Origin of the sequence: Pseudomonas monteilii, assembly GCA_001534745.1 — a bacterium.
Lineage (GTDB): Bacteria > Pseudomonadota > Gammaproteobacteria > Pseudomonadales > Pseudomonadaceae > Aquipseudomonas > Aquipseudomonas alabamensis.
The window spans coordinates 3,785,668-3,797,990 of sequence record CP013997.1; the positions used below are offsets into that span (position 1 = coordinate 3,785,668).

A 12,323-nucleotide genomic window follows, 5' to 3' on the forward strand; every position below is an offset into this window, starting at 1 on the left:
CATCAGCGCCGCCCCCACGCCCAGTCAACACCTGACGCACCGCACCACCGTCAGCTTGCAGCTTGCAGCTCACAGCTTATAGCTCACACCTCCGTGCCCACCGCCTGTGGCCTGCCCCACCCCCCTCCGCTATACTGCCCGGCTTTTCCCGGACAAATGCCATAGGGTCCCGCCGCGCATGGATAAGACCTACCAGCCGCACGCCATCGAAACTTCCTGGTACAACACTTGGGAGTCGGAAAACTACTTCGCCCCACAAGGTGCGGGCGAGCCCTACACCATCATGATCCCGCCGCCGAACGTGACCGGCAGCCTGCACATGGGCCACGGCTTCAACAACGCGATCATGGACGCCCTGATCCGTTTCCGCCGCATGCAAGGCCGTGACACGCTGTGGCAGCCCGGCACCGACCATGCCGGTATCGCGACCCAGATGCTGGTCGAGCGCCAGCTCGAGGCCAAGGGCCAGAATCGCCATGACCTGGGGCGCGAGCAGTTCCTGGAGAAGGTCTGGGAATGGAAGGGCCAGTCCGGTGGCAACATCAGCCGTCAGATCCGTCGCCTGGGCTCGTCCGTCGACTGGAGCCGTGAGCGCTTCACCATGGACGACGGCCTGTCCGAAGCGGTCAAGGAAGCCTTCGTGCGCCTGCACGAGGACGGCCTGATCTACCGCGGCAAGCGCCTGGTCAACTGGGACACCAAGCTGCACACCGCCATCTCCGACCTCGAAGTGGAAAACCACGACGAGAAAGGCCACCTGTGGAACCTGCGCTACCCGTTGGCCGACGGTGCCACCACGGCCGAAGGCAAGGACCATCTGGTGGTCGCCACCACGCGTCCGGAAACCCTGCTGGGCGACGCCGCCGTCGCGGTCAACCCCAACGACGAGCGCTACCAGGCCCTGATCGGCCAGTTCGTCGAGCTGCCGCTGGTCGGTCGCCGCATCCCGATCATCGCCGACGACTACTGCGACCCTGAATTCGGGACCGGCTGCGTCAAGATCACCCCGGCCCACGACTTCAACGACTACGAAGTCGGCAAACGCCATGCCCTGCCGTTGCTGAACATCTTCGACAAGAACGCCACGGTGCTGGCCAGTGCCCAGGCGTTCAACCTCGACGGCTCGCTCAACGAGGCGTTCGACACCACCCTGCCCGCCCAGTACGCCGGCCTGGACCGCTTCGCCGCGCGCAAGCAGATCGTCGCCGACCTGGACGCCGCCGGCCTGCTGGTCGGCATCGACGACCACGCGCTGAAGGTGCCCAAGGGCGACCGTTCCGGCACCGTCATCGAGCCGTGGCTGACCGACCAGTGGTACGTGTCGACCAAGCCGCTGGCCGAACCGGCCATCGCTGCCGTCGAGGACGGGCGCATTCAGTTCGTGCCCAAGCAGTACGAGAACATGTACTTCTCCTGGATGCGTGACATCCAGGACTGGTGCATCAGCCGCCAGCTGTGGTGGGGCCATCGCATCCCGGCCTGGTACGACGAGGCCGGCCAGGTCTACGTCGGCCGCAGCGAGCAGGAGGTCCGCGCGCGCCACGGCCTGGGCGACGACGTCGCGCTGCGCCAGGACGACGACGTGCTCGACACCTGGTTCAGCTCCGGGCTGTGGACCTTCTCGACGCTCGGCTGGCCCGAGCAGACCGAGTTCCTGAAGAAATTCCACTCCACCGACGTGCTGGTGACCGGCTTCGACATCATCTTCTTCTGGGTCGCGCGCATGATCATGCTGACCCTGCACCTGGTGAAGAACGAGGATGGCACGCCGCAGGTGCCGTTCAAGACCGTGTACGTCCACGGCCTGGTGCGCGATGGCCAGGGCCAGAAGATGTCCAAGTCCAAGGGCAACGTCCTGGACCCGCTGGACATCGTCGACGGCATCACCCTCGACGCCCTGCTCGAGAAGCGCACCAGCGGCCTGATGCAGCCCAAGCTGGCCGACAAGATCGCCAAGCAGACCAAGGCCGAGTTCCCCGAGGGCATCGCCAGCTACGGCACCGACGCCCTGCGCTTCACCTTCTGCTCGCTGGCCTCGACCGGGCGTGACATCAAGTTCGACATGGGCCGCGTCGAGGGCTACCGCAACTTCTGCAACAAGATCTGGAACGCCGCCCGCTACGTGCTGGACAAGGGCGAGGACTGCGGCCAGAACGGCGAGCCGGTCGAGCTGTCCCTGGCCGACCGCTGGATCATCTCGCAGCTGCAGCGCACCGAAGCCGAAGTCACGCGCCAGCTCGAGCAGTTCCGCTTCGACCTGGCCAGCCAGGCGCTCTACGAGTTCATCTGGAACCAGTACTGCGACTGGTACCTGGAGCTGTCCAAGCCTGTGTTGTGGGACGAGAACGCCCCGGTCGAGCGCGCCCGCGGCACCCGTCGCACCCTGGTGCGGGTCCTGGAAGTGGCGCTGCGCCTGGCGCACCCGTTCATGCCGTTCATCACCGAAGAGATCTGGCAGCGCATCGCGCCGCTGGCCGGTGTGCAGGGCAAGACACTGATGCTGCAACCGTGGCCGGTGGCCAACGAGAGCCGTATCGACAGCGCCGCCGAAGGCGACATCGAGTGGCTCAAGGAACTGATGGTCGGCCTGCGCAACATCCGCGCCGAGATGAACATCGGCCCGGGCAAGCCACTGCCGCTGTTCCTGAAGAACGCCAGTGCCGACGACCAGCGCCGCCTGCAGGAGAACGAGGCGCTGCTGAAGAAGCTGGCCAAGGTCGAATCCTTCACGGTGCTGGGCGAGCAGGACGAAGCGCCGCTGTCGGCCACGGCCCTGGTCGGCGACCTGCAGGTGCTGGTGCCGATGGCCGGGCTGATCGACAAGGATGCCGAACTGGCTCGCCTGAACAAGGAGATCCAGCGTCTGCAAGGCGAAGTCCAGCGCGTCGGCGGCAAGCTGTCCAACGCCGCCTTCGTCGACAAGGCGCCGCCGACGGTGATCGACAAGGAGCGCGCCAAGCTGGCGGAAGCCGAGCAGGCGCTGGCGAACTTCACCGAACAGCACGCCCGGATCGCTGCGTTGTAAGGTGACGACACGCAACACGATCTGACTGGAGGGGCTGCCTGGCAGCCCCTTCGTCGTATCCGCTCCGCCTCCGGCAAGCCATGCTTCTTCAGGACCCTCCCTTGACCCAGAAACCGACCCTCCACCCGCGCAACCGCCACACCGGGCGATACGACTTTCCCAGCCTCATCGAGGTGCACCCGGACCTGGCCCGCTTCACCCTGGTCAATCCGTACGGCAACCCGAGCATCGACTTCGCCAACCCCGAGGCGGTGCGGGTCTTCAACCGTGCGCTGCTCAAGGCGCACTACGGCATCCAGCACTGGGACATTCCGGCGGACTACCTCTGCCCGCCGATTCCCGGTCGCGCCGACTACGTACACGTGCTGGCCGACCTGCTCGCCGAGGACAACGGCGGTGACATTCCACGCGGCGCACAAGTGCGTGCCCTGGACGTCGGGGTCGGTGCCAACTGCATCTATCCGTTGCTCGGCAACGCCGACTACCGCTGGCGCTTCATCGGCTCGGACATCGATCCGGTCGCACTGGCCGCCGCCGCGACCATCGTCCAGGCCAACGGGCTGGGCAAGTTCATCGAGTTGCGCCAGCAAGCCGAGCGCCGTCACATCCTGCAGGGGCTGCTCAAGCCCGAGGAGCGCCTGGACCTGACCCTGTGCAATCCACCGTTCCACGCGTCACGGGAAGAAGCGACACGGGGCAGTCAGCGCAAGTGGAAGAACCTTGGCAAGCAGGACCCCAAGCGTACCCTGCCCGTCCTGAATTTCGGCGGACAGAACAACGAGCTGTGGTGCGAGGGGGGCGAGATCCGCTTCGTCACCCAGCTGATCGGCGAAAGCGTGTCCGTGGGCCAGCAGGTGCTGTGGTTCTCCAGCCTGGTGTCCAAGGCCAGCAACCTGCCCGGCATCGAGGCGGCGCTGAACAAGGCCGGCGCGGTGGCACGGCGGGTGATCGAGATGGGCCAGGGGCAGAAGCAGAGTCGCGTGGTCGCCTGGAGCTTTTACGACGAGGCTGGACGCCGTGCCTGGCAGGCGCGCCGCTCCGGCAAATCCCAGGCATGAAAAAGCCGCGCCGGGGTCACCCCGGGCGCGGCTTTCAGTCACGCGTCGACAATTACTTGTTGACGGCGTCGGTCAGGCCTTTGGCCGGCACGAACTTGACGACTTTCTTGGCAGCGATTTCGATGGCAGCGCCAGTCGAAGGGTTGCGGCCGGTACGGGCAGGACGCTCGGAAACTTTCAGCTTGCCGATGCCAGGCAGGGTGATCTCGGCGCCGTTTTCCAGCTGATCAGCGACGATCTGGCCCAGTTGCTCCAGAGCGTTGCGCGCGGTGTTCTTCGGCGCATCGATCGCTTCGGCGATGTCGGCAATCAGTTGGTCTTTGGTCAATGCCATGGTGGTGTTCCTTCCCTATCAATTCAGAGGTTATGCAACGTTCTACATGGGTCATCGAGCCAGGCCCCTCAGGCCCCGGCGTACCGCGTCGTTCGCGTATGTAGATACGCAAACCCGCGTTTGGTTCGACCTCATGCGAGCACGCTGCCAGCAATGCGCTACCCGAAGGACGCACGACCGGCCAAAGCTACCACAGCAGCGGACAAATATCCGCAGACGCAGCGCTTTTGTGCAGGTTTTTCGGGGGTTTGCGGGCAAAAAATGCGCAATTCGTACAAAAAACGAACAACTGCCCAGCGACCGACCATCGTCCTGCCGAGAGCGGCGCGGGGTGCGGTAAACTGGGCCCTTTGCCGCGCTCAACCCAGTCGAGATTTCCATGCCCATTCGTCACTGCATCGTCCACCTGATCGACAAGAAGCCCGACGGCAGTCCGGCCGTGCTGCATGCACGCGATTCGGAGCTGACCGGGTCCGACGCCATCGAACACCTGCTGGCCGACCTGAACGACAGCTACAACGCCAAGCAAGGCAAGGCGTGGGGGCTGTTCCACGGCGAGTCCGGCGCCTACCCCTTCAGCGGCTGGCTGAAACAGTACCTAGAGGGGCAGCAGGACTTCACCGCCTTCAGCAAACAGGCGGTCGAACACCTGCAGGCGCTCATGGAGGAATCCAACCTCTCCACCGGCGGCCATGTACTGTTCGCCCACTACCAGCAGGGCATGACCGAGTATCTGGCCATCGCGTTGCTGCACCACAGCGACGGGGTGGCGGTCAGCGACACGCTCGACGTGACGCCTTCCCGTCACCTGGACCTGGGGCAACTGCACCTGGCGGCGCGCATCAACCTGTCCGAGTGGCAGAACAATCCTCAGTCCAAGCAGTACATCTCCTTCATCAAGGGGCGTAACGGCAAGAAGGTCTCGGAGTACTTCCGCGACTTCATCGGCTGCCAGGAAGGCGTCGACGGCCCTGGTGAAACCCGCACCCTGCTCAAGGCCTTCAGCGACTTCGTCGAGCAGGAAGACCTGCCCGAGGAGGCCGCGCGGGAGAAGACCCAGACCCTGGTGGACTACGCGACCAGCCAGACCAAGCGGGGCGAGCCGGTGACCCTGGAAGAGCTGTCCAGCCTGATCGACGAGGACCGGCCGAAGGCGTTCTTCGAACATATTCGCAATCAAGACTACGGGCTCTCGCCGGAGATCCCGGCGGACAAGCGCACGCTGAACCAGTTCAAGCGCTTCACCGGACGCGCCGAAGGACTGTCGATCAGCTTCGAGTCGCACCTGCTGGGCTCGAAGATCGAATACGACGAAGAGGCCGGAACCCTGGTGATCAAAGGCCTGCCGACTCAGTTGGTCGACCAGCTGAAGCGGCGCAAGGACTGATACCGGCAGGTGTGACCTGGGTGGATGCAGGCCTGGGTGGCGCACAGCGTCCTGGCCTATGGGGGGCGAGCTTGCCTGCAACCGGTGACGGGCCGGACGCCATCGCGGGCAAGCCCGCTCCCACAGGTCCCTGACCCAGGCACGTATTAGCTTGATGGATTAGGTGATCGCAAAGCCGATTTACCAGGCTGGCGCAATTCTTATGTGGGAGCGGGCTTGCCCGCGATGCAGGCGGTGACGGACCGGAGGCTATCGCGGGCAGGACGCCCTTTCACGCGCAGCACGATGGCCGTTCAGCCAGCCTGCTCGATTTCACCCGTATACGAACGCACCAGCGCTTCCTTGGCCGACTTGCGCAGCTTCTTCACCAGCCGCTCCTGGCGCAAGGCTTCGGACTTGTCCGGCCAGCGTTCGACATACACCAGCGCCTGGGCCGGGCTGGTCTTGAAGTAGCGTGCCCCCTGCCCCTTGCAATGGGCCAGGAAGCGCCGCTGCGGATCGTCGCTGATGCCGCAGTAGAGCGAGCCATTGGCCGCCCTTACCAGATAGACGTACCACGGCTTGCTCACCGCGATCGTCTGGGCGGCCGGGTCGATCAGACCGGCATCCATCGCTGACGTGGCCACGTGACGGGCTTTCGCACTTACCTGCGGCATTGCCTTACACCCGCTCGCTGGTGACCTGCACATGCAACGCCCGCCCCGCCTTCAGGCCGAACAGCACAGCACCGAGCCCCAGCGCAGCGAACACCCAGCCCAGCACGCTCCAGCCACCGGTCAGGTCATGCAGGACACCGACCGCGAACGGCCCTATGGATGCCAGCGTATAGCCCACGCCCTGTGCCATGCTCGACAGGTTGGCCGCCACGTGCGCGTCTTTGGAGCGCAGCACGATCAAGGTCAGGGCCAGGGCGAAGGTCCCGCCCTGCCCCAGCCCCAGCAGAATGGCCCAGCCCCACAGCCCTGAGAGCGGCGCATACAGGCAGCCGAACAACCCGAGCAAGGTGGTCGACATCGCCAGCACGATGATCAACCGCTGGTCCTTGCTGCGCGAGGCGAGCCATGGCAGGCCCAGGGAACTGACCAGCTGCGTCACCACCGACCCGGACAGCACCAGCCCGGCCTCGGTCGGCGTCAGGCCACGCCCGATGAGGATCGAGGGCAACCAACCGAAGACGATGTAGGCCAGCGACGACTGCATGCCCATGTACAGCGTCACCTGCCAGGCCAGAGGATCGCGCCACAGGCCGCGCACGCGATACACCGCGCGGTGCGTGCCATGGCCCTGACGCGCCTGGGGTGCCCATATCAGCATCGCCAGCAACGCCGGAATGGCCCAGCAGCCCAGGCCGATTTCCCAACTGTCGCCGAAATGCTGGCTGATGGGCACCGTGGCACCGGCTGCCAGCGCCGCACCCAGGCACAAGGCCATGGTGTAGACGCCGGTCATGGTGCCCGCCTGCTGGGGGAAATCGCGCTTGACGATGCCAGGCAACAACACGCCGATGACACCGATGCTAGCACCGGCCAGCAGGCTGCCGACGAACACGCCGGCCACCCCCAGGCTGCTGCGCAGCAGGATGCCACCTGCCAGCACCAGCAAGATGCCCAGCACCACGCGCTCGGCACCGAACCGGCGGGCCAGCACCGGCGCCAAAGGCGCGAACAGCCCCAGGCACAGGACCGGCAAGGTCGTCAGCAGCCCGGCCTGGGACGCATTGAGCCCCAGGCTGTCGGACACCTGACCGAGCATGGGCGCCAGGCTCGACAACGCCGGGCGCAGGTTCAGGGCCACCAGCACCAGGCCCAGCAGCAGAAGCCAGGGCCTCATGGCGGGCACAGGCGCAGCCTGGGCTTGATCGTCTTCGGCGTCGATCAGCAAGGTGTCGACCTGGGGCGGCGTGGTGGGGTTCGGGTCTTTCATGGTCATCGAGGCTCACGGTTCTGTCGAGGCAGGCCTGGTCGGCGGCCTGAAAAGCGCCGGGGCCGCATAGCGGCCCCGGCGTCAGGGATCACGGTTCGACCCGCGATCAGTCCAGCGCGTTCAGCAAGGCCTGGTTCTGCTCGGGGGTACCGATGGTGATGCGCAGGTACTGGGCGATGCGCGCCTGCTTGAAGTGCCGCACGATCACCCCTTGGCCACGCAGGTGCGCTGCCAGCTGCGCGGCATCCTGATGCGAATGACGCGCGAAGATGAAGTTCGCCGCCGACGGCAATACCTCGAACCCGCGCGCCACCAAGGCCTCCACCAGCGCTTCGCGGCTCTCGATCACCTGGCGGCAGGTCTTCTCGAAGTACGCCCGATCCTCGAACGCCGCCGCCGCCCCGACGATCGCCAGGCGATCGAGCGGATAGGAGTTGAAGCTGTTCTTGATCCGCTCCAGCGCCTCGATCAGGTCCGGGTGCCCCACGGCCAGGCCGACCCGCAGACCAGCCAGCGAGCGCGACTTGGACAGGGTCTGGGTCACCAGCAGGTTGTCATAGCGGTCGATCAGGCTGATCGCGGTCTGACCGCCAAAATCGATGTAGGCCTCGTCCACCACCACCACCGAGTCGCGGTTGTGCTGCAGCAGCTGCTCGATCGCCTCCAGCGGCAACAACACCCCGGTCGGCGCATTGGGATTGGGGAAGATGATGCCGGCATTGGCGGTGCGGTAATCTTCGATGCGGATGCGGAACTGCTCGTCCAGCGCCACCGGCTCGAAGGGAATGCCATACAGCCCGCAGTAGACCGGGTAGAAGCTGTAGCTGATGTCCGGGAACAGCAACGGCCCTTCATGCTGGAACAGCCCGTGGAAGATGTGCGCCAGCACTTCGTCCGAACCGTTGCCGAGAAACACCTGGTTCGAGGCGATACCGTAGTGCTCGGCCACCGCCTGCTTGAGCACATCGCTGTTCGGATCGGGGTACAGGCGCAAGCCATCGCCCAACTCGCCGCGCATCGCCTCCAGGGCCTTCGGCGAAGGGCCATAGGGGTTCTCGTTGGTGTTGAGCTTGACCAGCCGTGCCAGCTTGGGCTGTTCGCCCGGTACGTACGGCACCAGGTCCTTGACGAACGGGCTCCAGAATCGACTCATGCTCACTCCCCCTGCCGCGCGTCGCGGATACGGTATTCGGCGCTGCGAGCGTGGGCCGTCAGCGATTCACCACGAGCCAGCACCGAAGCGGTCTTGCCCAGCTCGGAGGCACCGGCCTCGGAGCAGAAGATGATCGACGAACGCTTCTGGAAGTCGTACACGCCGAGCGGCGACGAGAAGCGCGCGGTGCCCGAGGTGGGCAGGACATGGTTCGGGCCGGCGCAGTAGTCGCCCAGCGCCTCGCTGGTGTGGCGCCCCATGAAGATCGCCCCGGCATGGCGGATCTGCGGCAGCCAGGCCTGCGGGTCGGCGACCGACAGTTCGAGGTGTTCCGGCGCGATCCGGTTGGCCACCTCGATGGCCTGCTGCATGTCGCGCACCTGGATCAGGGCGCCGCGGCCGTTGATCGACTTCTCGGCGATCTCGGCGCGTTCCAGGGTCGGCAGCAACCTCTCGATGCTGGCGGCGACCTGGTCGAGGAAGGCGGCGTCCGGGCTGACCAGGATGGCTTGCGCGTCCTCGTCATGCTCGGCCTGGGAGAACAGGTCCATGGCGATCCAGTCCGGATCGGTCTGCCCGTCGCAGACCACCAGGATCTCCGACGGCCCGGCGATCATATCGATGCCCACCTGGCCGAACACGTGGCGCTTGGCGGTGGCGACGTAGATGTTGCCGGGGCCGACGATCTTGTCCACCGGCGGCACGCTCTCGGTGCCATAGGCCAGCGCCGCGATGGCCTGGGCGCCACCGAGGGTGAAGACCCGATCGACCCCGGCGATGCACGCCGCTGCCAGCACCAGTTCGTTGATCTCGCCACGCGGCGTCGGCACCACCATGACCACCTCGGCCACGCCGGCGACCTTGGCCGGCAAGGCGTTCATCAGCACCGAGGACGGATAGGACGCCTTGCCACCCGGCACGTACAGCCCGGCGCGGTCCAGCGGGGTGACCTTCTGCCCCAGCACGGTGCCGTCGGCCTCGGTGTACTGCCAGGAGTCCTGCTTCTGCCGTTCGTGGTAGACCCGCACGCGCTCGGCGGCGGTCTCGAGGGCCTGGCGCTGGGCCGGCGTGATCCGCGTCAGGGCCAGTTCGAGCCGCGCACGGTCGAGGATCAGGTCGTCGATGGTCGTGGCCTGGACGCCGTCGAAGCGCTGGGTGAACTCCACCAGCGCCGCATCACCGCGCTCGCGCACGGCCTTGATGATGTCCAGCACACGCTGATTGACCGCATCGTCGGACACGCTCTCCCAGCTCAGCAGATGATCCAGATGTCGGGCGAACTCCGGATCAGCGGCATTGAGACGAGCAATTGCAGTGGGCAGAGTCATGACGAGGGCCTCGATGATTGGCGAATGCTCAGGCGCCCAGGGCTACCGATCGATCCGCGCGGGCACCCGAGAAAAAGGCTGTGGACGCGGAAGGACGGGCGCGACGGTGGACGTCGCGCGCGGGAGTCAGCCGCGGTGTCGTGCCTGCACGGCGTGACGCAGGGTGTCGATCAGGCTTTGGATGCGCGCATGCTGCATCTTCATCGACGCCTTGTTCACCACCAGGCGCGAACTGACGTGGGCGATCAGTTCCTGAGGTTCCAGGCCGTTGGCCCGCAAGGTATTGCCGGTGTCGACCACGTCGATGATCTTGTCGGCCAGGCCGATCAGCGGGGCCAGCTCCATCGAGCCGTACAGCTTGATGATGTCGACCTGCCGGCCTTGCTCGGCGTAGTAGCGCTTGGCGACATTGACGAACTTGGTGGCCACGCGCAGGCGCCCAGCAGGTTCGATCGCGCCGACGGCGCCTGCGGTCATCAGCTTGCACTGAGCGATCTGCAGATCGAGCGGCTCGTACAGGCCCTGGCCGCCGTACTCCATCAGCACGTCCTTGCCGGCCACGCCGAGGTCGGCCGCGCCATGCTCGACATAGGTCGGCACGTCGGTGGCCCGCACGATGAGCAAGCGGACGTCATCCTGGGTGGTCGGGATGATCAGCTTGCGGCTCTTGTCAGGGTTCTCGGTGGGGACGATGCCGGCATCGGCCAGCAGCGGCAGGGTGTCATCGAGAATACGGCCCTTGGATAGCGCAATGGTCAACATGGAACGTGAATCCTTCAGCAGTTCTGACCGGTCGGGCCTGGCCCGACCGGAGGGGTGACGGCTGGCGCACGCCGCCCGGGCTCAGCCCGGAACGCGACGGATCTTGGCGCCCAGCATCTGCAGTTTTTCCTCGATGCACTCGTAGCCACGGTCGATGTGGTAGATGCGGTCGATCAGCGTATCGCCCTCGGCGACCAGGGCCGACAGCACCAGGCTGGCCGACGCACGCAGGTCGGTGGCCATGACGGGTGCGCCCTTGAGCGTGTCGACGCCGGTGACGATGGCGGTGTTGCCCTCGACCTGGATCTGCGCGCCCATGCGGTGCATCTCGTACACGTGCATGAAGCGGTTCTCGAAGATCGTCTCGATCACCGCACCGGTGCCTTCGGCCACGGCGTTGAGCGAGATGAACTGCGCCTGCATGTCGGTGGGGAACGCCGGGTAAGGTGCGGTGCGCAGGTTGACGGCCTTGGCCTTGCGCCCGTGCATGTCCAGGGCGATCCAGTCCGCGCCGGTGGTCACGTCGGCACCGGCTTCCCGGAGCTTCTCCAGCACGGCTTCGAGGATGGTCGGATCAGTGTCCTTGACCTTGACGCGCCCGCCGGTGATGGCGGCAGCGACCAGGTAGGTGCCGGTCTCGATGCGGTCGGGCATGACGCGGTAGTTGGCCGAGTGCAGGCGCTCCACACCGTCGATGGTGATGGTGTCGGTGCCGGCGCCCTGGACGTTGCCGCCCATGGCGTTGATGAAGTTGGCCAGGTCGACCACCTCCGGCTCGCGGGCAGCGTTCTGCAGCACGCTGCGGCCCTTGGCCAGGGCAGCGGCCATCATGATGTTCTCGGTACCGGTCACGCTGACGGTGTCGAAGAAGAAGTGCGCGCCACGCAGGCCGCCCTCAGGCGCCTCGGCCTTGATGTAGCCGCCTTCCACTTCGATCTTCGCGCCCATGGCCTCCAGACCACGGATGTGCAGGTCGACCGGACGCGAACCGATCGCGCAGCCACCGGGCAGTGCGACTTCGGCCTTGCCGAAACGGGCGACCATCGGGCCGAGGACCAGGATCGAGGCGCGCATGGTCTTGACCAGCTCGTACGGGGCGACCAGGGTCTTGATGGTGCGCGGGTCGATCTCGACCGCGAGCTTCTCGTCGATCACAGGCTCGATGCCCATGCGCCCGAACAGCTCGATCATGGTGGTGATGTCGTGCAGGTGCGGCAGGTTGCCGACCGTGACCGGGCCATCGGCCAGCAGGGTCGCGGCCAGGATCGGCAGGGCGGCGTTCTTCGCCCCGGAAATGCGGATCTCGCCGTCGAGACGCGCGCCGCCAGTGATAATCAGTTTGTCCATTGGAAT

The 12,323-nt window shown here is 65.8% G+C and carries 10 protein-coding genes; 3 read left to right on the forward strand and 7 right to left on the reverse strand.

Features of this window, described 5'->3' with window-relative positions:
• Positions 1 to 178: 178 nt before the first annotated feature.
• A complete protein-coding gene (locus APT63_16130) occupies positions 179 to 3,025 on the forward strand; it encodes a valine--tRNA ligase (GenBank protein AMA47023.1) in 2,847 nt (948 codons plus the stop codon).
• 80 nt (positions 3,026 to 3,105) lie between these two features.
• Complete coding sequence (locus APT63_16135) at positions 3,106 to 4,083, forward strand: 23S rRNA methyltransferase (GenBank protein ID AMA47024.1); 978 nt, start codon at positions 3,106 to 3,108, stop codon at positions 4,081 to 4,083.
• A 52-nt stretch (positions 4,084 to 4,135) separates the two neighbouring features.
• Here the strand turns inward: APT63_16135 and APT63_16140 are convergent, their stop codons facing one another.
• The gene (locus APT63_16140; protein AMA47025.1) at positions 4,136 to 4,417 is read right to left on the reverse strand and encodes a dipicolinate synthase; all 282 of its coding nucleotides are present in this window, start codon (positions 4,415 to 4,417) and stop codon (positions 4,136 to 4,138) included.
• Between the two features lie 379 nt (positions 4,418 to 4,796).
• Between APT63_16140 and APT63_16145 the strand changes: the two genes are divergently transcribed.
• Positions 4,797 to 5,804 carry a nucleoid-associated protein gene (locus APT63_16145; protein ID AMA47026.1) on the forward strand — a complete coding sequence of 336 codons (1,008 nt, stop codon included), beginning with the start codon at positions 4,797 to 4,799 and terminating at the stop codon, positions 5,802 to 5,804.
• Positions 5,805 to 6,097: 293 nt separating this feature from the next.
• Here the strand turns inward: APT63_16145 and APT63_16150 are convergent, their stop codons facing one another.
• The 6 genes from APT63_16150 to APT63_16175 all read right to left on the reverse strand — a co-directional run bounded on the left by APT63_16150 (position 6,098) and on the right by APT63_16175 (position 12,317).
• A complete protein-coding gene (locus APT63_16150) occupies positions 6,098 to 6,415 on the reverse strand; it encodes a GIY-YIG nuclease (GenBank protein ID AMA47027.1) in 318 nt (105 codons plus the stop codon).
• A gap of 49 nt (positions 6,416 to 6,464) precedes the next feature.
• The gene (locus APT63_16155) at positions 6,465 to 7,727 is read right to left on the reverse strand and encodes an MFS transporter (GenBank protein AMA47922.1); all 1,263 of its coding nucleotides are present in this window, start codon (positions 7,725 to 7,727) and stop codon (positions 6,465 to 6,467) included.
• Between the two features lie 106 nt (positions 7,728 to 7,833).
• Complete coding sequence (locus tag APT63_16160; protein AMA47028.1) at positions 7,834 to 8,880, reverse strand: histidinol-phosphate aminotransferase; 1,047 nt, start codon at positions 8,878 to 8,880, stop codon at positions 7,834 to 7,836.
• A gap of 2 nt (positions 8,881 to 8,882) precedes the next feature.
• Positions 8,883 to 10,208 carry a histidinol dehydrogenase gene (locus APT63_16165; protein ID AMA47029.1) on the reverse strand — a complete coding sequence of 442 codons (1,326 nt, stop codon included), beginning with the start codon at positions 10,206 to 10,208 and terminating at the stop codon, positions 8,883 to 8,885.
• A 126-nt stretch (positions 10,209 to 10,334) separates the two neighbouring features.
• Positions 10,335 to 10,970 carry an ATP phosphoribosyltransferase gene (gene hisG / locus APT63_16170; protein ID AMA47030.1) on the reverse strand — a complete coding sequence of 212 codons (636 nt, stop codon included), beginning with the start codon at positions 10,968 to 10,970 and terminating at the stop codon, positions 10,335 to 10,337.
• A gap of 81 nt (positions 10,971 to 11,051) precedes the next feature.
• Positions 11,052 to 12,317, reverse strand: a complete 1,266-nt coding sequence (locus tag APT63_16175; GenBank protein ID AMA47031.1) for a UDP-N-acetylglucosamine 1-carboxyvinyltransferase — start codon at positions 12,315 to 12,317, stop codon at positions 11,052 to 11,054.
• Positions 12,318 to 12,323: the final 6 nt, after the last annotated feature.

Bases quoted from the DNA above. Each gene is read 5' to 3' on its own strand.
- APT63_16160 (AMA47028.1), bottom strand. From the start codon at position 8,880: ATGAGTCGATTCTGGAGCCCGTTCGTCAAGGACCTGGTGCCGTACGTA.
- APT63_16165 (AMA47029.1), bottom strand. From the start codon at position 10,208: ATGACTCTGCCCACTGCAATTGCTCGTCTCAATGCCGCTGATCCGGAG.
- APT63_16150 (AMA47027.1), bottom strand. From the start codon at position 6,415: ATGGATGCCGGTCTGATCGACCCGGCCGCCCAGACGATCGCGGTGAGC.
- APT63_16175 (AMA47031.1), bottom strand. From the start codon at position 12,317: ATGGACAAACTGATTATCACTGGCGGCGCGCGTCTCGACGGCGAGATC.
- APT63_16155 (AMA47922.1), bottom strand. From the start codon at position 7,727: ATGAAAGACCCGAACCCCACCACGCCGCCCCAGGTCGACACCTTGCTG.
- APT63_16135 (AMA47024.1), top strand. From the start codon at position 3,106: ATGCTTCTTCAGGACCCTCCCTTGACCCAGAAACCGACCCTCCACCCG.
- APT63_16145 (AMA47026.1), top strand. From the start codon at position 4,797: ATGCCCATTCGTCACTGCATCGTCCACCTGATCGACAAGAAGCCCGAC.
- APT63_16140 (AMA47025.1), bottom strand. From the start codon at position 4,417: ATGGCATTGACCAAAGACCAACTGATTGCCGACATCGCCGAAGCGATC.
- APT63_16130 (AMA47023.1), top strand. From the start codon at position 179: ATGGATAAGACCTACCAGCCGCACGCCATCGAAACTTCCTGGTACAAC.
- hisG (AMA47030.1), bottom strand. From the start codon at position 10,970: ATGTTGACCATTGCGCTATCCAAGGGCCGTATTCTCGATGACACCCTG.